Annotated in this window: 21 protein-coding genes and 1 CRISPR repeat array; of the genes, 8 read left to right on the top strand and 13 right to left on the bottom strand. The window is 74.4% G+C overall.

Translation table 11 applies throughout. The annotated features are described in order from the left end of the window. Positions 1 to 40 precede the first annotated feature (40 nt). Complete coding sequence (locus KGD84_RS21755; protein ID WP_220562222.1) at positions 41 to 205, top strand: hypothetical protein; 165 nt, start codon at positions 41 to 43, stop codon at positions 203 to 205. Positions 206 to 276: 71 nt separating this feature from the next. Here the strand turns inward: KGD84_RS21755 and KGD84_RS21760 are convergent, their stop codons facing one another. Continuing rightward, positions 277 to 1,104 carry an aldo/keto reductase gene (locus KGD84_RS21760; protein WP_220562223.1) on the bottom strand — a complete coding sequence of 276 codons (828 nt, stop codon included), beginning with the start codon at positions 1,102 to 1,104 and terminating at the stop codon, positions 277 to 279. A gap of 369 nt (positions 1,105 to 1,473) precedes the next feature. On the opposite strand from KGD84_RS21760, the gene KGD84_RS21765 reads away from it, so the two are divergent. Continuing rightward, positions 1,474 to 2,640, top strand: a complete 1,167-nt coding sequence (locus tag KGD84_RS21765) for a PucR family transcriptional regulator (RefSeq protein ID WP_220562224.1) — start codon at positions 1,474 to 1,476, stop codon at positions 2,638 to 2,640. 7 nt (positions 2,641 to 2,647) lie between these two features. Here KGD84_RS21765 and KGD84_RS21770 read toward each other — a convergent pair whose 3' ends face one another. Beyond that, complete coding sequence (locus KGD84_RS21770; RefSeq protein ID WP_220562225.1) at positions 2,648 to 3,061, bottom strand: hypothetical protein; 414 nt, start codon at positions 3,059 to 3,061, stop codon at positions 2,648 to 2,650. A gap of 81 nt (positions 3,062 to 3,142) precedes the next feature. Further along, entirely contained in the window at positions 3,143 to 3,595 is a 453-nt protein-coding gene (locus KGD84_RS21775; RefSeq protein ID WP_220562226.1) for a hypothetical protein, read from the bottom strand. A gap of 167 nt (positions 3,596 to 3,762) precedes the next feature. On the opposite strand from KGD84_RS21775, the gene KGD84_RS21780 reads away from it, so the two are divergent. The 4 genes from KGD84_RS21780 (at position 3,763) to KGD84_RS21795 (ending at position 7,766) form a co-directional block, all read left to right on the top strand. Beyond that, positions 3,763 to 4,977, top strand: a complete 1,215-nt coding sequence (locus KGD84_RS21780; protein WP_220562227.1) for a cytochrome P450 family protein — start codon at positions 3,763 to 3,765, stop codon at positions 4,975 to 4,977. Positions 4,978 to 5,211: 234 nt separating this feature from the next. Further along, positions 5,212 to 5,808: a Dps family protein gene (locus KGD84_RS21785; RefSeq protein WP_220562228.1), complete on the top strand. Its 597-nt coding sequence runs from the start codon at positions 5,212 to 5,214 to the stop codon at positions 5,806 to 5,808. A 182-nt stretch (positions 5,809 to 5,990) separates the two neighbouring features. Then, positions 5,991 to 6,476 carry a hypothetical protein gene (locus KGD84_RS21790; protein ID WP_220562229.1) on the top strand — a complete coding sequence of 162 codons (486 nt, stop codon included), beginning with the start codon at positions 5,991 to 5,993 and terminating at the stop codon, positions 6,474 to 6,476. A 132-nt stretch (positions 6,477 to 6,608) separates the two neighbouring features. After that, complete coding sequence (locus KGD84_RS21795; RefSeq protein WP_255646734.1) at positions 6,609 to 7,766, top strand: rRNA adenine N-6-methyltransferase family protein; 1,158 nt, start codon at positions 6,609 to 6,611, stop codon at positions 7,764 to 7,766. A gap of 385 nt (positions 7,767 to 8,151) precedes the next feature. Next, a CRISPR array of direct repeats spans positions 8,152 to 8,424; the repeat unit is 29 nt; unit sequence CGGTCCATCCCCGCGTGCGCGGGGCTGAC. Positions 8,425 to 8,609: 185 nt separating this feature from the next. Here the strand turns inward: KGD84_RS21795 and KGD84_RS21800 are convergent. Continuing rightward, positions 8,610 to 9,095: a MarR family winged helix-turn-helix transcriptional regulator gene (locus KGD84_RS21800; RefSeq protein WP_220562230.1), complete on the bottom strand. Its 486-nt coding sequence runs from the start codon at positions 9,093 to 9,095 to the stop codon at positions 8,610 to 8,612. A 125-nt stretch (positions 9,096 to 9,220) separates the two neighbouring features. Here KGD84_RS21800 and KGD84_RS21805 point away from each other — a divergent pair, with 125 nt between their 5' ends. Next, positions 9,221 to 9,646 carry a Rid family hydrolase gene (locus tag KGD84_RS21805; RefSeq protein ID WP_220562231.1) on the top strand — a complete coding sequence of 142 codons (426 nt, stop codon included), beginning with the start codon at positions 9,221 to 9,223 and terminating at the stop codon, positions 9,644 to 9,646. A 321-nt stretch (positions 9,647 to 9,967) separates the two neighbouring features. Here KGD84_RS21805 and KGD84_RS21810 read toward each other — a convergent pair whose 3' ends face one another. Next, positions 9,968 to 10,420, bottom strand: coding sequence for a winged helix-turn-helix transcriptional regulator (locus tag KGD84_RS21810; RefSeq protein ID WP_220562232.1), 453 nt, complete (start codon positions 10,418 to 10,420; stop codon positions 9,968 to 9,970). Between the two features lie 92 nt (positions 10,421 to 10,512). Between KGD84_RS21810 and KGD84_RS21815 the strand changes: the two genes are divergently transcribed. Beyond that, complete coding sequence (locus KGD84_RS21815; RefSeq protein WP_220562233.1) at positions 10,513 to 11,715, top strand: MFS transporter; 1,203 nt, start codon at positions 10,513 to 10,515, stop codon at positions 11,713 to 11,715. 38 nt (positions 11,716 to 11,753) lie between these two features. Here the strand turns inward: KGD84_RS21815 and KGD84_RS21820 are convergent, their stop codons facing one another. The 8 genes from KGD84_RS21820 to KGD84_RS21855 form a co-directional block, all read right to left on the bottom strand. Further along, entirely contained in the window at positions 11,754 to 12,893 is a 1,140-nt protein-coding gene (locus KGD84_RS21820; protein WP_220562234.1) for an LLM class flavin-dependent oxidoreductase, read from the bottom strand. Positions 12,894 to 13,018: 125 nt separating this feature from the next. Further along, positions 13,019 to 13,978 (bottom strand): LLM class flavin-dependent oxidoreductase, encoded by a 960-nt coding sequence (locus KGD84_RS21825; RefSeq protein WP_220562235.1) that lies wholly within the window; start codon positions 13,976 to 13,978, stop codon positions 13,019 to 13,021. Further along, a complete protein-coding gene (locus KGD84_RS21830; RefSeq protein ID WP_220562236.1) occupies positions 13,975 to 14,913 on the bottom strand; it encodes an ABC transporter substrate-binding protein in 939 nt (312 codons plus the stop codon). The genes KGD84_RS21825 and KGD84_RS21830 overlap by 4 nt, the downstream gene beginning before the upstream one ends. Positions 14,914 to 14,942: 29 nt before the next feature. Then, on the bottom strand, positions 14,943 to 16,031 hold the full coding sequence (locus tag KGD84_RS21835; RefSeq protein ID WP_220562238.1) for an ABC transporter substrate-binding protein: 1,089 nt from the start codon (positions 16,029 to 16,031) through the stop codon (positions 14,943 to 14,945). Positions 16,032 to 16,375: 344 nt separating this feature from the next. After that, positions 16,376 to 17,080, bottom strand: a complete 705-nt coding sequence (locus tag KGD84_RS21840; protein ID WP_255646735.1) for an ABC transporter ATP-binding protein — start codon at positions 17,078 to 17,080, stop codon at positions 16,376 to 16,378. Between the two features lie 19 nt (positions 17,081 to 17,099). Beyond that, entirely contained in the window at positions 17,100 to 17,954 is an 855-nt protein-coding gene (locus KGD84_RS21845; RefSeq protein WP_220562240.1) for an ABC transporter permease, read from the bottom strand. Between the two features lie 29 nt (positions 17,955 to 17,983). Next, a complete protein-coding gene (locus KGD84_RS21850) occupies positions 17,984 to 18,991 on the bottom strand; it encodes an NrtA/SsuA/CpmA family ABC transporter substrate-binding protein (protein ID WP_220562241.1) in 1,008 nt (335 codons plus the stop codon). Positions 18,992 to 19,139: 148 nt separating this feature from the next. Then, positions 19,140 to 19,892 (bottom strand): IclR family transcriptional regulator, encoded by a 753-nt coding sequence (locus KGD84_RS21855; protein WP_255646736.1) that lies wholly within the window; start codon positions 19,890 to 19,892, stop codon positions 19,140 to 19,142. Positions 19,893 to 19,942: the final 50 nt, after the last annotated feature.

Consider the following 19,942-nt stretch of genomic DNA (forward strand, 5'->3'; position numbering starts at 1 on the left):
CCCACTGGGAGTCGCCCGGGCGGGCGGCTACGATGAGCCCATGTCGATCACTTTCCTGCTGTCCGCGCTCGCCCTCGTCGCGGTGCTCGCGCTGTTCGCCGCCATCTTCGTCGGCGGCTTCGTCTACGTCATGCGCATGAAGCGCCAGGGCACCGAGGCCACCCTGGCCGGCGCGCGCAGGCGCCGCGAGCTGCGGCAGAGCTAGGCCGTACCCGGCGGAACGCTCCCGGCGGCGCGTCCGCCGGAGGTGTCCCGCGAACGCGGGGCGGCGGACGGTCAGTCGCCGTCGAACGCGTCGGGGTCGGGGCCGGTCCTGGCCCCGCGGTCGAGCGCGCCGATGCGGTCCATCTCCTGGTCGGTGAGCTCGAATCCGAAGATGTCGAAGTTGGCGCGGATGCGCTCGGGCGTCGCCGACTTGGGAATGACGACGTTGCCGAGCTGGATGTGCCAGCGCAGCAGCACCTGGGCGGGCGTGCGCTCGTGGGCCTCGGCGATCCCGATGACCGTGTCGTCGGTGACGAGGCGGCCGTGCGCGAGCGGGCTCCACGCCTCGGTGACGATGGAGTGTCGCCGGTCGAACTCGCGCAGCTCCGCCTGGGCCAGCAGCGGGTGCAGCTCGACCTGGTTGACCATGGGCGTGATGCCGCCCTCCTCCATGACCCTCTCCAGGTGCGCGATCTGGAAGTTGGACACTCCGATGGCGCGCGCCCGGCCCTCCGCGTACAGGTGCTCCAGGGCCTTCCAGGTCGGGACGTAGAGGTCCCGCGCGGGCAGCGGCCAGTGGATCAGGTACAGGTCCAGCGTCTCCAGGCCCAGGCGTTCCAGAGTGGCGTCGAAGGCCCGCAGGGTGGCGTCGAAGCCCTGGTCGGGGTTGGCGACCTTGGACGTGACGAACAGGTCGTCGCGGTCGATGCCCGAACGCCGCAGCGCCTCGCCGACACCGCGCTCGTTGCCGTAGGCGGCGGCCGTGTCGATGCTGCGGTAGCCGGTCTCCAGCGCGATGGCGACCACGTCGACGACTTGGTCGTCGGGGACCTGCCACACGCCCAGGCCCAGCTGCGGTATGCGCAGCCCGTTGTTGAGTGTGAGCTCGGGAACCGTCATCGTCCTCATCGCCGTCATCCCCCGTCGGCCCGTAACGCCCTCGCCTCCCGCCGAAGGGCCGTCGGCGGGCCCGCGGCCTCCCCCGGGCCGCACACTTGGCATACTGCCACGGCGGACCGGCCGCGCTCCGGTGGCTGCACCGCCGCCGTACGGGCTTTTTACCCGGGAGGCCGCCGATCGCACCGCCGATCCGGTGGTGCGGACCGCCGAACCGTGACGGCGCGCGGGCCCGACGGTCCGCGGGCGCGCCACCGGGCGGCGGCGCACGGGCACGGTTCCCGGCGGGCGCTCGGCATGACGCGGGGCGCGGCGCGCGGGCAGGACGGTCGCGGGCACGACGGCCGGGCGACGACGAGGTGGGGGGCGGGGATGGGACGGGAGCGGCGGGCCGCGGTGGGCGCGGAGCTGATGCGGGACCGCGCCGCGCTGGTGGAGCGGATCGTGGCCGAGGTGCACGCGGAGGTGCCCGCCTACCGGGCGCTGCACGGGTCGCAGCTGGCCGAGGTGCGGGCGATCACGGCGTGGCTGGTGACCCGGTCCCTGGAGCTGTGGGCGGCCGGGGCGACCCGGCTGGCCGCGGAGGACGTGGAACGGCTGCGCGAGATCGGCCGCAGCCGGGCGGCCGACGGCCGGTCGATCGGCGCCGTGGTGCGGGCGCACCGGGTGGGGTCGGTGGCGGCCGTGCGGGCCGTGGCCGAGTACGCGGGCGACCGGCTCGACACCGCGGACGTGTTCGCTCTGAGCGAACTGTGGATGACCTCCATCGACCAGATCTCCGAGAGCCTGGCCGCCGGGCACGCCGAGACCGCCCGCCGGATGGACGCGGACCTGGAACGGGCGCGGCGCACCTTCCTGGACGACCTGGTCATCGGCCGCCAGGCCTCGCGCGGCGCCATCCGCGACCGGGCGCGCACCCTGGGCATCGCCCCGCCGGACCCGGGGGTGCTGGTGGTGGCCGAACCGGTCGGCGACCGGACCCCGGTGACGGTGTCGGGCGCCCTGGAGCTGGCGGCCCGGATGGAACCCGCGGGCGGCGACCCCCTGGTGACCACCCGCTCGGGGCGGGCGGTGCTGCTGCTGGCGCCCGACGACGCCGGCCGGGCGGCGCGGGCGCTGGACGGCGGACACTGGCGGGGCTGCATCCCGGCGCCGCGGCCGCTGGCGGACGTGTCGGCGGCCTACCGGCTGGCCGACGGCGCCCTGGAGACGGCGCCGCCGCACGCGTTCGGGGCCGGCGGGCTGCTCGGCGAGGCCGACGCCTGTGTGCTGGCGCTGCTCAACGGCGGCCCGGTCGCCCCGGACGCGGTGCGCCGGGCCGTGCTGGGGCCGCTGCTGACCGAGTCGGGCGCGCACCTGCTGGAGACGCTGCGCGCGTACTTCCGGGAGGGCGCGGCGACCGCGGCCGCCGACGCCCTGCACGTCCACGCCCAGACCCTGCGCTACCGGCTGCGCCGGGTGCGGGAGCTGACCGGCCACGACCCGCACCGGCCGTGGTCCCGGTTCGTCCTGGAGACGGCCTGCGCCATCGCCCCCTGACCGGGGGTCAGTCCCCGGTCCGCCCGATGACCTGGTCCCGGTAGGCCTGGAACTCCTCCCAGGACTCCCCGCCTCCCTCGTCGGAGAAGAACTCCCCGTCCGAGCAGTCGAGGGCGCGGCAGTCCAGCAGGCGGGCCATGCGCCGCAGGGGGGTCACCGGGTCCCCGCCGCCGCGGATGTGCAGCATGATGCTCTGGACCGGGTCCTCGGAGCCGATGCCCAGCTCCATCGACCACCCGTCCTCCCTGTCCTCGAGAATGCCCCACGTGGGGTCGGACAGGTTCGTCTCGGGGAAGGCCGTGCGGATCCGGTGCAGGACCTCGGCCGCCGGGCCGATCGGCGGCGGCGGGTCGTCGTCGGACAGGTCGTCCACGGAAACGGCGTCCTCGGGGAAGCGCATCAGCAGTACGTCCCAGCTCACGGGGTCTCCTCTGTTCCGGGGTGGGGCACGGGGAGAACGGTAGCGGACCCGTACGACGGGCAAGCGCTCCCGACCGGCCGGTCACGCGCCCCCGTCCGGAGCGGCACGGCCCCGATCGCGCCCGAGCGCCCGGGCCAGGTCCTCGTGGAACCGTGCGCGGGAGCCCCCGTCCTGCTCCCAGTCGTCCCAGGTGACGATGTCACCGGAGGACAGGTCCAGGGCCCGGCAGTCGAGGAGGTCGGCCAGGTACAGCACGGCGGGCACGCTACCGCCGCCCCGCATGCGCACCATGAGGCTCTCGACCGGGTCCCGGTCGCCGATGACCAGTTCCAGCAGCCATCCGGCGCCCCGGGCTCCCGGTTCCTCCAGGAGGCCCCAGGTGGGGTCGGACAGGTCCACGCCGGGGAAGGCGGTACGCAGGCGGTCCAGGATCCCGGCCGCCGGGCCGATCGGCGGCGGCGCGTCGTCGTCGGTCAGGTCCGCCACCGAGGTGACGTGGTGCGGCAGCCGCATCAGCACGATGTTCCAGCTCATGGAGGGCTCCGGGAGGGGTTGGGGGGCGTGCGGGGCGAGGGTAGCGGACCCGTACGACGGGCGGGTGTCCGGAACCGGCCGCGGGGCGCGGCGTGTGCGCGGGGCGCGGGGTACGCGGGTGGGTAGGAGTCAGGGGTCCCCGCAGACACACCCCGAAAGGCCCCGGTATGTCCGTCTCCCCTCCGCAGCTGCACGGCCCCGCGTTCGAGGCCGACCCGCACCCCGCCTACCGGTGGCTGCGCGAGCACTCCCCCGTCCACCGCGTGGACCTGCCCGGCGGGGCGTGGGCGTGGATCGTCACCCGCTACGACGACGCCAAGGCGGTGCTCGCCGACCCCGACATGCTCAAGAGCCCACACGCGGGGAACGAGGTCTGGCGCAAGGCCGGGCTCGGGCTGCCCTACGACCACCGGCCCTCGCTGATGCTCAGCATGGTCAACGTGGACGCCCCCGACCACACCCGGCTGCGCCGGGCGGCGGGCGCGGCGTTCACCCCGCGGCGGGTGCGGACGCTGGTGGAGCGGGCCGGGCGCGTGACCGCCGGACTGCTGGACCGGATCACCGCCGACGGCTCGGGCGAGGCCGACCTGGTGCGGGACCTGGCCTACCCGCTGCCCATCACGATCATCTGCGACATCCTCGGCGTGCCCGAGGCGGACCGGGCGGAGTTCCACCGCCGGGCCGCGGTGATCGACTCCTCGTCCTACGAGGAGCTGGAGGCGATCGCCGCCACCACCGACTGGTTCGACTCCTACCTGGGCTCCCTGGTGGACGTCCGGCTGGCCGCGCCCTCCGACGACCTGCTGGGCGACCTCGTGGAGGCGCACCGGCGCGGGGAGATGAGCCGCGACGAGGTCACCTCCGCGGCGTTCCTGCTGCTGGTGGCCGGGCACGAGACCACGGTGGCGCTCATCGGCAACCTCTTCCACCTGCTGCTGCGCCACCCCGACCAGCTGGAGCGGCTGCGCGCCGACCGTTCGCTGGTGGGTCCGGCCGTCGAGGAGGCGCTGCGGATGGAGAGCCCCCTGCAGAACGCCACCTGGCGCTTCCCGCGCCGGGCGACCACCGTGGGCGGGGTGGAGCTGGCGGCGGGCGAGCCGGTCCTGGTGTCGCTGCTGGCGGCCGGGCGCGACCCGGCCCGTTACGAGGACCCCGACGCCTTCGTCCCCGAGCGGAACGACTCGCACCTGGGGTTCGGGCACGGCGCGCACTTCTGCATCGGGGCGCAGCTGGCCCGGATGGAGGCGCAGGTGGCGGTGAACGCGGTGCTGGACCGGCTGCCCGGGCTGCGCCTCGCCGACGGCGCCGAGGACCTGCGCTGGTGGCCGAGCATGATCATGCACGGGCTGTTCGCGCTGCCGGTCCGGTTCGACCCGGCCTGACCGGCTCCGGGGCTCCCGCCTCCGGCCCCTGGGGCCCTGCTCCGCGTCCCCCGGGGGGCGGTGGGCACCGGGTGCGGGCGAGGGGGCGGGAGCCGAAGAAGCACCGAAAACTTACTTGTGATTGGTCCGTTATGCGGGCTTCGCGGGGGGTAGGGGGCGGAGACTGGCAGGCGGGGTTCCGACAGGGGCTCCCGTCGCAGGACACGAGTCACATCGACTGGAGGGGGACCAGAGGTGACGACCGCGGAGAACAGGTCAGGGACGGCGTCCAAGTCCAAGGGCAGCCAGCCCTGGCTGCACCAGAAGGGCAAGGAGATCCAGGAGTTCGGCACGGTCCGCCAGCTCCCGGTGGGGCTGTCCTACGACGCGCGCATGTACTCGTGCCAGCGGCTCAACCAGGTGCTGTGCGACACGAGGATCCTGCACGACCTCTACAAGAAGCACCACTGGCTGATGCGCGGCCAGACCTTCTACCAGCTGCACCTGCTCATGGACAAGCACGCGGACGAGCAGCTGGAGCTCATCGACGCCGTCGCCGAGCGGATCCAGACCCTGGGCGGCGTGGCGGTCGGCGACCCCCGGCACGTCGCGGAGATCACCAACATCCCGCGCCCTCCGAACGGTGTCGAGGAGGTCCCGGCGATGCTCTCGCGCCTGCTGGAGGCGCACGAGACCATCCTGGAGGAGGCGCACGACGCGGCGGCCCGGGTGCAGGAGCTGGGCGACGACGGCACCAACGACCTGCTGGTGTCGGACGTCATCCGCAAGAACGAGCTCCAGGCGTGGTTCGTGGCCGAACACCTGGTGGACACCCCGCTGGTGCACTCCTAGAGGACACGGCGCACGGGGCCGGGCGAGCCGCCCGGCCCCTTTTCCGTACTCCCGGGCGAGGGTGGCGTGGGGCGGGGCGGGGGCGCCGTCGCGGGTCCGCCGCGTCGGCGGTGCGACCGCCGCGGGAGCGGCACGGCGCTAGATTGGTGGCCCCGCCACGCCCCAACCCCCCGGAGGACGACGTGCCCCGTATCGGCATCACCGGACACAGCGATCTGGGCGAGGAGACCACCGCCCTGGTGCGGCGGGCCCTGGACCGCGAGCTGGCGGCGTTCGGCGGCGGACCCGAGCTGGTCGGGGTGACCTGCCTGGCCAAGGGGGCCGACCAGGTGTTCGCCGAGTCGGTCTGGGAGGCGCGCGGGACCCTGGAGGTGATCCTGCCGTCGGTCGACTACCGGGAGACCAAGGTCGGGGCGGACGACCTGTACCGGTTCGACGGGCTGCTGATGCGCGCCGCGGCGGTGCGCTTCATGCCGTTCCGCACCGCCGACGAGGAGGCGTACGCGGCGGCCAACACCGCGGTGCTGGCCCGCGTGGAGCGGCTGTTCGCGGTGTGGGACGGCAGGCCCGGAACCGGGAGGGGCGGCACCGCCGACGCGGTGGCCACCGCCCGGCGCCACGGGGTGCCGGTGCACGTGGTCTGGCCCGAGGGCGCCGTCCGCGGGTAGGGCCGGGGCCCGGGGGTCCGCGCGGGATCTCCCGGGCGGCGCGTGGGTGACCAACGACGGCAGCACCCCTGGCAAGAACCTCCGCCAGTGGGTGTCCTGCAAGCCCTGCAACGGCACCGGGAAGGTCGGCAAGTGAGCGGGCAGACCGAGGGTATGACCCTCGACCACACACCCCTCGCCCAGGGCCTCGCCGACGGGCTGCGCGCCCAGGGCACCCCCGACCGGCTCGCCACCGTCTTCGCCCGGGTGCCTCGACACCGGTGCCTGCCCCGTGCCTTCTGGGGTGAGGACCGCGCCTGGTACGACCGGAACACCGACCCCGACGAGTGGCTGCGCGCCGCCTACACCGACCAGCCACTCGTCACCCAGGTCGATGACGGCGCCTCCGGGGGGATGGGAATCCCCTCCTCCTCCAGCAGCGCCCCGAGCATCATGGCGCGGATGCTGGCCGCTGCGGACCTGCGGCCCGGGCAGCAGGTCCTGGAGGTCGGCACCGGAACCGGGTACAACGCGGCGCTCCTCACCGAACTGGTCGGTGCGGACCACGTCACCACGATCGAGGTCGACCAGACCCTGGCCGACACGGCGCGCGCGGCCCTGGCCGCGGCCGGGTACCTGCCCACCGTCCTGCACGGGGACGGCGAGAACCCGACCGTCCCGGCCTCCTCCCAGGACCGGCTCATCGCCACGTGCACGGTGGCCGACGTGCCGTGGCGGTGGCTGGACGTCGTCCGGCCGGGCGGCCGGATCGTCACGCCCTGGTCGCCGTCCCCCGGAGGCCCCGGCGGGGTCCTCGCCGCCCTGGACGTCGACGGCGACCAGGCCCGCGGGCGGTTCGAGGGCAGCCTTGCGTTCATGTGGTCGCGCAGCCAGCGCCGGCCCGCGCGGTCCATGCCGGACCTGGACGCCCGGCCGGACCAGGTGGACCAGGTCACCGGCGATCCGCGCGAGGCGTGGCTGGACGGGGACATGGCGGTGCTGTTGTCCCTGCTCGTGCCCGGCTGGGCGCACGGTCTGGGCTTCGAGCCCGACACCGAGGAGCCGCACGTCCGGGTCGCCTCGACATCCTGCGCGTCATGGATGTGGCTGCACGCAGATGGCCGGGTCGAGTCGGCCGGCAGCCGCCTGCTGTGGGAGGAGTTCGCCGCTGGCCTGTCATGGTGGCGTGCCCAGGGGGCGCCGGACGTCACCGAGTTCGGGCTGACCGTCGACCGACACCGCGGAACCCAGACGGTGTGGCTGCGCTCCCCGGACGCGGCGGTGTGGGCCACGGACCGGCGCCGCGCATAGACCCCGGGCGTCCGGTGACCGCTCCCCCGGGAGTGCAAAACCAGGCCATCCCCGAGCCGCGGCCACTGGAGAGGGGGCACCGGCGGCCCAGCGCAAAAGCTCCCCCGCCTCACCATGCTGGTAGGGCGGGGGAGCTCGACTCTCCGTGACCTACTTGGACAGTCGGCCCTCCCAGCGGCACCACAGGTACGCGGCGACCGGGGGATGAGGGCCTGGAGCAGGACTGCGACGGTGACGGCCTCGCCGGTGGATAGCAGGGCGGTCAGCACGGTGGCAACCACGAGCAGCAGCCCGGCCAGGCTGGCGCCGATAGCGGTCTGGCCCAGGGTGCGGAGCCCGCGCGCGGGGCTGACCGGGTACCTTGCGTGACTGTCTCGACGTAGAGCGGTCCATCCCCGCATGCGCGGGGCTGACCACGAGCATGCCGCGGCCCATGCCCTCGAACGCGGTCCATCCCCGCGTGCGCGGGGCTGACTGGGTGGGCTTCACCCTGTCCGGTGGTCTGCACGGTCCATCCCCGCGTGCGCGGGGCTGACCGATCCCCTCGGGCCACTTTGAAGTATGCGTACGGTCCATCCCCGCGTGCGCGGGGCTGACACGACGATGCTCCGCCACGCCCCGGGCTACCGGGGTCCATCCCCGCGTGCGCGGGGCTGACAGTTAACGACCAGGGAAAACGCGGGGCGTCATCTCCGCGTTACGTGCACTTCGGCACGACCAAGCCACCACCTCCGGACACTGTGGCACGAGAACCGAAGCAGGCTCAAGGCGGGCAGAGGAACAGCACGGTTGCCCGCAAGCAAGTTCCGCATCCCCCTCCCGGGCGTCGCCGTGGAGCGACCGTCACCCGAGACCATCCGGAACGATACGGAGCTTCTCCGCGATGCGGACCAAGGCCTTCTGGTCGGTCGGACTCAACGCATCAAGAACGACGGCGCGCACGGAACGCAGGTGCGTGGGAGCCGCCGCCTCCACGATGTCGAAGCCGTCGTCGGTGAGTTCGGCGAGGGTGTACCGGCCGTCGGACGGGTCCGGCATCCGCACGACCCAGCCCCGCTGTTCACAGCGCTTGACGACGTTGGACAGGCGGGAGAGCGAACCGCTGGCCAGAAAGGCCAACTCCCCCATCCGCAGCTTGCGCTGCGGCGCCTCGGAGAGGTGGCTGAGCACGAGGTACTCGAACAGGGTGAGGCCGTTCTCCTGCCGCAGCGGCGACTCCAGCTTGCCGGGCAGAAGCAGCACAAGGGAGATCAGCCCCGTCCACGCCGCCTTCTCCTGCTCGTCGAGCCATCGCAGTTCGCCGTCCCCGTGCTCGGCCGTGTCGCCCATGAACCTTCCCGTCCTTCCGATGTGATCCGCCATCACTTGACGCTTGAAGTCATCGCTTGCTAGCTTCACTTTACGCGTGAACTCATCAAAGAGGAAACGCACCCCTACGGACAGGAAGATGTGCCATGAGCACCGTCACCTTCGGCGTCACTCCGGGCTTCGGGGAGAAGCTGCACGCAGCCCTCGGCTACAGCGGAGCCGTCCGCGTCGGCGACCGGGTCGAGATCTCCGGCCAGGCCGGGGTGGACGACGACCTGGTCATCCCCGACTCCCTGGAGGACGAGATCGTCCTGGCCTTCGACAATGTGGAGCGCACGCTCGCCACGGTCGGCGCGACCTGGAAGGACGTCATCCACGTGAACTCGTACCACAAGGTCGCGCCGGAGGACCGGGTCATCGGTGAGGACCACAACGCGGTCATGGCCGAGCAGTTCCGCCGCCGGCTCGGCGGCCGCGCGCCGATCTGGACCGAGACCGGCGTCACGGCCCTCGGCCTCGCCGCCATGCGCGTTGAGATCCGCGTGACCGCCATCGTCGGCTCCGGGAACTGAACCGTCGTCTTCGGGGACCGAACGGGGGCCGCCGAAGGCCGGAGCACACTTTTGCGCCGCAGGCGGCCACCCGCAACCGGGTGGCCGCCTGCCGTGTGCCGGAACCAGTGGCAGCTCCCGCCTCGGCGCGGCTGGAGCCATCACCTCCGGGCACTGTGGCACGGGATTCAGCGCGGGCTCAAAGCAAGCCGTAGAAACCGGCGCGGCCAGAGCGAGCAGACATGCGCGAGGCCCACCGCCCCCCCCCCCGCCAGAGCCCACCGGGCACCATCCGCCCAGGGGCAGACGCTCCAGCCAGCGACTCCCCTTCCCGACCGCCCCTCACTCCCCCGGGTCGCCCACCTTTCGAACACGGGTGTCCGCCGCGTCCAGCGGGGTGCCGTCGGCAGCAGCGGGAGCGACCGGGGGGACCGGCGCGCCCGTGGCGAGGACGAGCAGCTCCGAGCGCTCCTCCCCCGGCTCGAAGGCGTGGCGCTCCCCCCACTGGCGCAGGGCCACGACCACGGTGAACAGGTCCCGCCCCTTGTCGGTGAGGACGTACTCGTTGCGCGTGCCGCGCTCGTTGGGCCGCTGCTCCATGACCCCGACGGCGATGAGCGCGCGCAGGCGGTCGCTGAGGATGTTCCGGGCGATCCCGAGGCCGCGCCGGAAGTCGTTGAACCTGCGGACCCCGTCGAAGGCGTCGCGGACGATCAGCAGCGACCAGCGGTCCCCGAGGAGGTCGAGGGTCCGGGCGACCGGACAGTGCGGGTCGGTCCATTCCGGGTCCGTCATGCAGCCCCACCTTTCGGTTGCACTTCGCAACCATTTAGCCATAGCCTCTGATTGGTTTCAAACTACTACCTAAATCCGTCGAGGGTGGGCGAATGACCGAGTGCGCGGCCCCCGGGGCCGGACCGAAGGCCGTGACCGGAGCAGTGCGGGGGCTGCTCGCGGTGCTGTGCGCCGTGGCCGTGGCGAACGTCTACTACGCCCAGCCCCTGGTGGAGCGGATCGGGGCCGACCTGGGGATCCCCGAGGCCGGAACGGGGGCGGTGGTGGCCGCGGCCCAGGCCGGGTACCTGGTGGGGCTGGTGCTGCTGGTGCCGCTGGGCGATCTGGTGGACCGCAGGGCGCTCATCGCGGTCCAGCTCGCGGCGGTCGCGGCCGGGTGCGCACTGGTGGCCCTGGCCACCGGGAGCACCGTACTGCTGGCGGGGATGGCCGTGGTCGGCCTGTTCTCGGTGGTGGTGCAGGTGGCCGTGGCGCATGTGGCGGCGGTGAGCGGGCCCGCCGAGCGCGGCCGCAACATGGGCACGGTGACCGGCGGTGTGGTGGTCGGCGTCATCCTGGCCCGGACGGTGTCCGGGACGGTCGCCGACCTGGCCGACTGGCGGTGGGTGTACGCCGGTTCGGCGGTGCTGGTGACGGCGCTGGCCGCGGCCGTCGTGGCCCTGCCGCCCGCGCGGCGGGCCTGCGGGCGCGGCCCGGCGGTCGGCTACACGCGGGCGGTGGCCTCGGTGTTCACCCTGACCGCGACCGACCGGGTGTTCCGGGTCCGGGCGCTGGTCTGCCTGTTCCTGTTCGCGTCGTTCGGAGTGCTGTGGAGCGGGATGGCGCTGCCGCTGGGCGCCGGGCCCTGGCACCTGTCGACGACGCAGATCGGCCTGTTCGGGCTGGTGGGGGCGGCGGGCGCGCTGGGCGCCGCCCGGGCCGGGCGGTGGGCCGACCGGGGGCTGGGCGGGGCCGTCACCACGGGCTCGCTGGCGGCCGCGGTGGCGGCGTGGCCGCTCATCGGGCAGGCCGGGAACTCGCTGGTGTGGTTCGCGGCGGGAGTGGTGGTGCTGGACTTCGCGGTGCAGGCCGTGCACGTGACGAGCCAGGACCGCATCGTCGCGGCCGATCCGGGGTCGAGCGGCCGGACCATCGGCGCGTACATGGTGTTCTACTCGTCGGGCAGCGCGCTGGGCGCGGTCACCGCCGCCTGGGTGTACGCGCAGGCGGGGTGGGGCGCCGTCAGCGTGCTGGGCGCGGCGTACGCCGGGGCCGCGCTGGCGGTGTGGCTCGCGGACCGGCGTGCGGGGGCGTGAGCGGCACCGGGGCCCGGCCGGGCCCCGGCGCCCGCGGCTCAGGCCGGAACGGGCCTTCGGGCCCCCGTGACCAGGGGCAGCACCTCCGCTCCCACGCGCCGCGCCTCCTCCAGGTGGGGCACCCCCGCGAGGATGAACGCGTCCACGCCCAGCGCGATCAGCTCGTCGATCCGCTCGGCGACCTGGGCGTAACTCCCCACCAGGCCGAACGCCGGCCCGCCCCGCAGCAGGCTGAAGCCGCCCCACACGTTCGGCTCCACCTCCAGGTCCCGGTACCCCGACACCGGCCCGTCGATGAACGACAGGCTCCGCGCCGCCCCCACCGAGTCCCCCGTCCGCCACTGGGCGAGCGCCGCCGGGTCGGCCGACTCGAACCCGGTCCGCACCACGTCCCACGCCGCCTTCTCGGTCCGGCGCGCGACCACGTCCACCCGGACCGCGAAGCGGGGCGTGCGCCCCAGCGCGGCGCTGTGCTCGCGCACCGCCGCGAACTTCCGCGCCAGGGCCGCGGTCGGCTCCATCCAGGACAGGTAGTGGTCGGCGTGCCGGCCGGCCGCGTCGATCGCCGCCGCGGAGGAGCCGGAGAAGTAGATCTCCGGCAGGTCCTGCGCCGCCAGCGCGTCCGGCAGCGCCCCGTTCTCGACCCGGTGGAAACGCCCGTCGAAGGTGTACGGCCGCTCCTTCCACACCCCCTTGTGGACGTGCAGGAACTCCGAGGTCCGCGCGTACCGGTCGTCGTGGGCGACCTCGTCGCCCCACCACAGCTGCGCGGGTCCGCCCCCGCCGGTGATGACGTTGTAGACCACGCGCCCGTTCGTCGCCCGCTGGAGGCTCGCCGCCATGCGGGCCGCGTGCACCGGGTTCAGGAACCCCGGCTGGAACGCGATCATGAACCGGAACCCCCGGGTCTCGCGCGCCAGCAGCCCCGCGGCGGCCCACGGGTCGTCGGTGAACGGGAACGACGGCATCAGCCCGCCGTAGAACCCGGCCGCCTCGGCGGCGCGCGCCACGTCGGCCATGTGCTCGATGTAGGCGTGCCCGTCGGGGACGCCGCCGCGCAGGGCGGGGGCGATGCGGCCCGGCCCGTCGGGCTCCCAGTCGCCGCGGGTGGCGGCGCGTTCGGTGAGGGACCTCTGGTCCCCGTGCATGCCGATGCGCCAGTAGAAGTCAACGGACACGGTCGGGCTCCCTTCTGTTCGTGTGTCGGAGGCGGGTCAGGACCCGCGTCGCGCCCGGCGCCCGGGGGGCGGCGCGCCGCACGCGCACCACCCACAGGCGGGGGCCGGAGGCGCGGCGGGCGGCGTCAGCGGGCACCGGCGACCGCCTCCTCCGCGAGGCCGGCGAGGGCCGGCAGCAGGTGTTCGCCCAGGCGGTACGCCTCCGCCAGGGCCGGGCGGGCCTCGACGACGAACGTGGTGACGCCGCGGCGGCGCAGGGCGTCCAGCTCGGCGGCCAGTTCGGCGGGGGTCCCCACCAGCCCTTCCGGGACCGTGTGCCCCAGGGACGCGAATCCGTCCCAGCGGCCGGCCACGCCCTCGGGCGGCCCGTCGTCCTGCCCCACATGGCGCACGGACACCGACAGCTCCACGCCCAGCCGGACCGCGCGCCCCGGGGCACGGCGGTCCAGTTCGGCCCGGACGGCCCCGACGTCGTCGCCGAGCCGCAGCAGGTGGACGTCGGCGTGGGCCGCCGACAGGTCCAGCTCCCCCGGCGTGGTCCCCGACAGGTACACCGTCGGGAAGGGCCGCCCCGCCAGCGGGTGCCCGAACCCGCCTCCCAGCACCCGGTAGAAGTCCCCCTCGAAGGTGTACGGCCTCTCGTGCCACACGCCCTTCGCGACGGTGAGGAACTCGTGCGCCCGGCGCAGCGCGTCCTCCCCCGTCACCGGGTCGCCCTGGGCGGCGCGCACGGCCGGGTCGCCGCCCACCGCCACCTTCCACCCCAGGCGCCCGTGGGCGGCCCGCTGCAACGTGGCCGACAGCTTGGCCGCGTACACCGGTGTCGCGAACGAGGGTGGGAACTCCGCGACGGCCCGCAGGTGGCGGCCGGCCCGCAGCACCCCCGCGGCGACCGTCCAGGGCTCCTCCCCGTCCGGGTCGTCCGGGGCGAGCACGCCGTCCAGCCCGGCGATCTCGGCGGCCCGCCAGGTCTGGAACGCCTCCTCCAGCGGCCCGTACAGGTCGCCGCGCACGTCCGTGGCCACCGCGCCCAGTCCCCGTGCAGGGGCGGGCCTGGTGGGCAGGCGCAGGATCACCTCGGTCATCGCGCGGCCCCGGGGACCGGCGGGACCAGGGCGCCGGCCTTCTCCGACACCGCGTCGGCCACGGTGGGCCGGGTCGGCAGCAGACCGCCCGCGTACAGCAGGTCGGCGGCGTGCTGCTGCTCGGCGACGAACTCCTCCGTCACCGGGTGCAGGCCGAACGGCCGGGTGCGCAGCGCGTGCTCCCAGGCGTCGGGGTCGGTGTCCGGGTTGCCGCGCTCGCGGGCGTCGGCCACGAAGATCTCCGCCGCCTCGCGCGGGTTCTCCCGGATCCAGGCGTCGGACTCCTGGAGCGCCCCGACGATCGCGGCCAGCTCGCCGGTGCGTTCCTCGGCGAAGTCGCGCCGGGTGAACCACAGCGAGCGATGGCTGAACAGCCCGTCGGTGGCGACCAGGTCGCGGGTCTCCACCCGCTCCTCGACCGCCTTCAGCCCCGGGTAGGCGCCCACCCAGGCGTCGATCTCCCCGCCCAGGAACTGTCCCCCCGCGTTGACGCCGGTGTCGACCGGGACGATGTCCTTCCAGGTCAGCCCCGCGCGTTCGAGGGCGAACAGCAGCAGGGCGGTCTGCCAGGACCCGTGGGCGATGCCGACCCTGCGCCCCCGGAGGCCGTCCAGGCCCCGGATGTCGGAGTCGGCCCTGACGATGAGCCGCCCGTTCTCCACCCGGGGCTCGGAGATCGCCGCGTAGACGATGTCCAGCCCGTGGCCCTGGGCGGTGATGGGCGGGGTGAAGCCGGTGCCGATGAAGTCGTAGCCGCCGTCGAAGAGGTGGTCGGCGTGGACGGTGGGCAGCCCGTCGGTGGGGGCGGGGCGCGCACCCTGGGGCAGGTCGCGCAGGTCCACCCACTCCACGTCGGGCAGCGTCCGTTCCAGGATGCCGCGGTGGCGCAGGACGAACAGCGAGTTGTTGTGCGGGAAGTACCCGACCTTGGTCATGGCGGTGCTCCTTGTGGTGGTGCGGCGGCTCAGCCGGTGGGGTTCTCGGGCAGGACGGCGTGTTCGGCGGCCAGGAGGCGGTGCGCCTCGGCCAGCGGTTCGTGGGCGGCCCAGGCGTGCACGTCCACCGGCTCGGCCAGGAAGCCGTGGTCGTGCAGGAACCGCTGCTGGCGGTCGAGCAGGTCCAGGCGCTCGGCGGACAGGTCCGGGGCCAGGTCGGTGTGGAACCCGTCGGCGTAGGCGCGGTCCACGCCCGCCGCCCCCGAGTGCGTCTCGGCGGCCAGGACGGCGCGCACCTCGTCGGGCCGGGTGGCGGCCCAGGCGGCCGCGCGCAGGGTCTGGACGAGGAACTCGGTGACCAGCCCGGGGTTCTCGGCCAGGGTGCGCTCGTGCACGGTGATGGGCCGCGGGGTGCCGTTGTTGACGCGTGAGCGCCGGTCGGGCACGGCGTCCAGGTCCACGGCGACGACCGCGCCGATCGCCGCGCCCTCCTCGGCGGCGCGGGCGCCCTTGACGTAGACGGCGTCGACCTCGCCCGCCGCGAGGGCGGACAGGCCGGGCCAGTTCCCGACCCGGGAGTCGGCTCCGACGGTGGGCTCGAACGCGGCCGGGACCTCGACCTGTCGGACGTCGTCGAGGGTGAGCCCGGCCAGGGCGAGGGCCCCCGCGAAGCCGTGCAGTGCCATGGCCCGGGGGAAGCCGCGGCCCGGGGTCGCGGCGCGGCCAGGGACGGCGACGCGCCGGCCGACCAGGTCGGCGGGTCCGGTGATGCCGGTGTCGGGGCGGGTGAGGACGGCCTGTCCCTCGTCGATCCAGGTGAGGCCGATGAGGCGGGTGGGGGCGCCCTCGGACCTGGCGGCCAGGGCCGGGACGCTGCCGCCCTCGCGGAACAGGCCGCGCAGGCGGTGGTCGAAGTGGTGGGCGGCGATCTCGGGCGGGGCGTCCTGGAGGACGCCGACGTCCAGGCCGTGTGCGGCGAAGCCGGAGGCGAGCCAGCCGAGGTTGAGGGCCAGCCCGCTGGCGGTGGGGACGGGGCAGCGGGTGTACCAGACGCGGTCCACACCGGGCGGCGGTGTGACTCCGGCGACCGCGGAGGCGTCGGTGACGGAGGTGGTCATGGATGCTCCTGAGCGGTGATGGGACGGGTGGTGGGTGGCGCCGGCTTCGGGGCGGCCGACCCCGCCCGGGGCCGAGGTGATGGCCGGGGCAGGCGGTGACGGACGGCGGGCAGTGGCGGTCGGTGACGGTCGGACGACCCGGAACCGGCGGACGGCGAAAGCCGAGCGGACGGGGCGGGCGAACGGCAGTAGCGGTGGCACTGGCGGCGGCGGTGGCGGTGGCGGTCGGACGATCCGGGGCCAACGGACCGCGAAGGCCGAGCGATCGAGGCAGGCGGACGGAAGCGGCGGCCGGGGTCGGCGGGCACGGGTGGTGGGTGTGGGCGGACGGGGTCGGCGGGTGGTCAGTGGGCGGCGGGGACGCCGAGTTCGGCGAGGAGGTCGCGGCGCAGGGCCAGCACGTCGGGGTCGTCGCGGTGGCGGGGGTGGTCCTCCGCCAGCTCCCGGTCCAGGGCGATGCGGCCCCCGCGCAGGATCAGCACGCGGTCGGCCAGCCGGACCGCCTCGTCCACGTCGTGGGTGACCAGCAGCACCGCCGGGCGGTGCCGGGCGCACAGTTCGGCCACCAGGTCCTGGGTCCGGAGGCGGGTGAGGGCGTCCAGGGCGGCGAAGGGCTCGTCCAGCAGCAGCAGTTCCGGTTCGCGGACCAGCGCCCGGGCCAGGGCGACCCGCTGGGCCTCCCCGCCCGACAGGGTCGCGGGCCAGGCCCGCGCCTTGTCGGCCAGGCCCACCTCGTCCAGCGCCCGCTCCCCGGCGGCCCGGGTGGCCGGGCCGCGCCGCCGCCCCAGGGTGACGTTGGCCAGTACCCGGCGGGCCGGGATCAGCCGCGGCTCCTGGTAGACGGTGGTGCGCCGGCGGGGCACGAGGACCTCGCCGGCGTCGGGCTCCTCCAGCCCGGCGAGGATGCGCAGCAGGGTGGTCTTGCCGGTGCCGCTGGGCCCCAGCAGCACCGTGAACGCCCCGCGCGGGATGTCCAGGTCGACGCCGTCCAGGACGGTCTTGGCTCTGAAGGCCTTGCGCAGTCCGCGCAGCCGCACGGCCGTGGTCATGGCGGTCCCTTCCGGGGTCTCAGCGGGCGGCGACATGTCCGCGCCAGGGCATGAGCAGCCGTTCCGCCAGGCGGATGGCGAGGTCGATGGCGATGCCGATGACGGCGTAGAGCAGGACGCACAGCACCATGTAGTCGGTGCGGTAGTACTGCTGGGCGAGGGTGACCAGGTAGCCGATGCCGGCGGTGGTGCCGATCTGCTCGGCGGCGATGAGGCCGGTCAGGCTCACGCTCAGGCAGATGCGCAGCGCCATGAGGATGCTGGGCAGCGCGGTCGGCACGATCACCTCGGCGACCAGGCGTGCCCGGCCCAGCCCGAGCCCTCGCGCCGCCTCCACGAGCCTGCGGTCGACCCCGCGTACGCCCAGGTAGGTGTAGGCGTACATGGGCGCCACCGCGGACACCGCGATGAGCACGACCTTGAAGGTCTCGTCCACTCCGAACCAGGAGATGAACAGCGGCACCAGGGCCAGGAACGGCACCGCCCGCAGGATCTGCATGGACGGGTCGACCAGTTCCTCGCCCAGGGCGGACAGCCCCGCGGCCACGCCCAGGACCAGCCCCGCCGACGCCCCCACCGCGACGCCCAGGGCGGCGCGGGTGAAGGAGGCGGCCAGGAATTCGGTGAGCTGGCCGGTGGCGACCAGTTCGCGCAGGGCCTGGAGCACGTCCGGCGGGGTGGACAGGACGGCCGGGTCCACCGCCCCGGAGCGAACGCCCCACCACCACAGCAGCAGGGCGGCCGCCGGGACGCTCAGCCGCAGCGCCAGCGACAGCGCGGGCGGGCGGCGGCGCGTCCCCAGGTGGGCGGGGCGCTCCAGGTCGTGGCCGGGGTCGGTGTCCGGGACGGCGGGGGCGTTGGACAGCACGCTCATGGTGGGCTCCGCTCGGAGGTGGTGCGGCTTCAGCCGGTGGCGGCGGACAGGTCGAAGACGACCTCGGAGGCGGTGACGGCCTCGGCGAGGATCCCGTGCTCGTGGAAGACCCCGCCGACGGTCTCGATGGCCGCCAGGTCCTCCCCGGTCGGGTACCGGAACTCGTGGGCCAGGCGCGTGGTCTCGATCGCGTCGTCCAGGCGGTCGCCGGTGCGGGCGGTGGGGCCCTCGTCCAGGAACACGTTCTGGAAGGCCTCGGGGTCCTCGTTGCCCTGGCGGACCAGCTCGTTGTAGACCTCGAAGAACACCTCCACGGCCTCGGGGTGCTCCTCCAGCAGTTCGACGCGGGCGGCGAACATGCCCAGGTCGGCGTCGTCCACGTCCTGGCCGGTCAGGATGGTCCGCGCGCCGTTGGCGACGGCCTCGGGGTAGGCGTCGACGATGGCCCACCAGGCGTCGATGTCGCCGGAGGCGAACGCGGCGGCGCCCTCCTGCGGGTCGAGGTGGACGCGTTCGACGTCGTCGGGCTCCAGGCCCTCGGCCTCCAGGGCGCGCAGCAGCAGGTACTCGCCCTTGCCCGCCCGGTTGACGGCGATGCGCGCGCCGACGAGGTCGTGGAGCGAGTCGGCGTCGCTGTCGGCCGGGACGACCAGGCCGTCGGCCAGGGGCGCCTCGGGGTCGGCGGTGTCGGCGACCATGAACACGCGCAGGTCGTCGCTGGTGGTCAGGGCTCCCACGGCGGGTGAGAGGGCGCCCTGCTGGATGTTGATGTCGCCGGTACGCAGCGCCTCGCTCGCGGCGGTGAAGGAGGCGTAGGAGCCGCCCCATTCGATGGTGGCGCCGACCTCGGCGAGGCGCTCCTCGAAGATGCCCTCGCGCTTGGCGTAGGCGAGGGGGCCGGCGTTCCCGGGGTCGATGAGGCGCAGGACCGCGCCCTCGCCGCCCTCCTCGGCGGCCCCGCCGGTGGCGGTGCAGGCGGCGGTCGTGACCAGGAGCGCGGCGGCCAGGGTGAGCACCGGGATGCGGCGAAGGGGCATGGCGGTCGCTTTCGGGACGGGGCCCTGGGGTGGGCCGGTGGACGTCCACACCGTATTTGCCACATCGTGGCAAAGTCAACCTTTCCAGTAGGTTTTCTGGGTAATAGGGTCGCGGCTCACGCCGACACGTGCTCCGACCTGGGATTCCCTACTCGGCGGGGTGCAGCAGCAGCCTCTGGAACGCGGGCGCGAACTCCCGGGCGATCCGGGCCAGCTCGGGGAACCGCTCCACCGGCAGGTCCTCGGCGTCGGCGCGCAGCGCCAGCGCCATCCGCACCCGGCCGGCCGCGTCCGTCAGCGGCACGGCCACGGTGCGCTTGCGGTCGGTGATCTCCCGGTCGTTGACCGCGTATCCCCGGGCGCGCACCTCCTCCAGCACGGCTCTGAGCCGGTCGGGGTCGGTGATGGTGTTCGCGGTCAGTCGTTCCAGCTCCAGCCGGGAGGGGTCGACCGAGGTGTCCCAGGCCATCAGGACCTTGCCCATCGCCGAGGCGTGCAGCGGGATGTAGACGCTCAGCCCCGACTCGGGGTCCACCGCCTCCCCGGCGATGACCACCGCGCGCGAACCGCTGCGGACGGCCAGGCCCGGCGACGTGCCGGTGGCCTCGGCCAGGCTCTCCATGAGGGGTTCGATCCGGTACAGGCCGCGGTGCCGGTACAGGGCGCGGCCCAGTTCGGCGACGGCGGCGCCGAGCCGGTAGCGGGAGGTGGCGGCGTCCTGCTCCAGGAAGCCCTCGGAGACCAGGGTGCGGGCCAGCCGGTGGGCCGTGCTGGTGCGCAGGTCCAGCAGCCGGGCGATGTCGGTGGCACCCAGTTCGGGGCCGTGGTCGCGGAAGCAGTGCAGCACCCGCAGCGCCCGGACCACCGCCTGCGACCCGGCGGGCCGGGACTCCTCCTCCATCGTTCGCCTCTCCTCGCGCTCCGGGCCCCCACCGCGGGACGCCCCGGCCT

The sequence above is a fragment of the Nocardiopsis changdeensis genome (assembly GCF_018316655.1).
Lineage (GTDB): Bacteria > Actinomycetota > Actinomycetes > Streptosporangiales > Streptosporangiaceae > Nocardiopsis > Nocardiopsis changdeensis.

Coding starts and splice junctions, on each gene's coding strand:
- KGD84_RS21815 (WP_220562233.1), top strand. CDS start 10,513: ATGACCGAGTGCGCGGCCCCCGGGGCCGGACCGAAGGCCGTGACCGGA.
- KGD84_RS21805 (WP_220562231.1), top strand. CDS start 9,221: ATGAGCACCGTCACCTTCGGCGTCACTCCGGGCTTCGGGGAGAAGCTG.
- KGD84_RS21755 (WP_220562222.1), top strand. CDS start 41: ATGTCGATCACTTTCCTGCTGTCCGCGCTCGCCCTCGTCGCGGTGCTC.
- KGD84_RS21760 (WP_220562223.1), bottom strand. CDS start 1,104: ATGACGGTTCCCGAGCTCACACTCAACAACGGGCTGCGCATACCGCAG.
- KGD84_RS21845 (WP_220562240.1), bottom strand. CDS start 17,954: ATGAGCGTGCTGTCCAACGCCCCCGCCGTCCCGGACACCGACCCCGGC.
- KGD84_RS21855 (WP_255646736.1), bottom strand. CDS start 19,892: ATGGAGGAGGAGTCCCGGCCCGCCGGGTCGCAGGCGGTGGTCCGGGCG.
- KGD84_RS21780 (WP_220562227.1), top strand. CDS start 3,763: ATGTCCGTCTCCCCTCCGCAGCTGCACGGCCCCGCGTTCGAGGCCGAC.
- KGD84_RS21810 (WP_220562232.1), bottom strand. CDS start 10,420: ATGACGGACCCGGAATGGACCGACCCGCACTGTCCGGTCGCCCGGACC.
- KGD84_RS21800 (WP_220562230.1), bottom strand. CDS start 9,095: ATGGGCGACACGGCCGAGCACGGGGACGGCGAACTGCGATGGCTCGAC.
- KGD84_RS21835 (WP_220562238.1), bottom strand. CDS start 16,031: ATGACCACCTCCGTCACCGACGCCTCCGCGGTCGCCGGAGTCACACCG.
- KGD84_RS21850 (WP_220562241.1), bottom strand. CDS start 18,991: ATGCCCCTTCGCCGCATCCCGGTGCTCACCCTGGCCGCCGCGCTCCTG.
- KGD84_RS21840 (WP_255646735.1), bottom strand. CDS start 17,080: ATGACCACGGCCGTGCGGCTGCGCGGACTGCGCAAGGCCTTCAGAGCC.
- KGD84_RS21775 (WP_220562226.1), bottom strand. CDS start 3,595: ATGAGCTGGAACATCGTGCTGATGCGGCTGCCGCACCACGTCACCTCG.
- KGD84_RS21765 (WP_220562224.1), top strand. CDS start 1,474: ATGGGACGGGAGCGGCGGGCCGCGGTGGGCGCGGAGCTGATGCGGGAC.
- KGD84_RS21825 (WP_220562235.1), bottom strand. CDS start 13,978: ATGACCGAGGTGATCCTGCGCCTGCCCACCAGGCCCGCCCCTGCACGG.
- KGD84_RS21830 (WP_220562236.1), bottom strand. CDS start 14,913: ATGACCAAGGTCGGGTACTTCCCGCACAACAACTCGCTGTTCGTCCTG.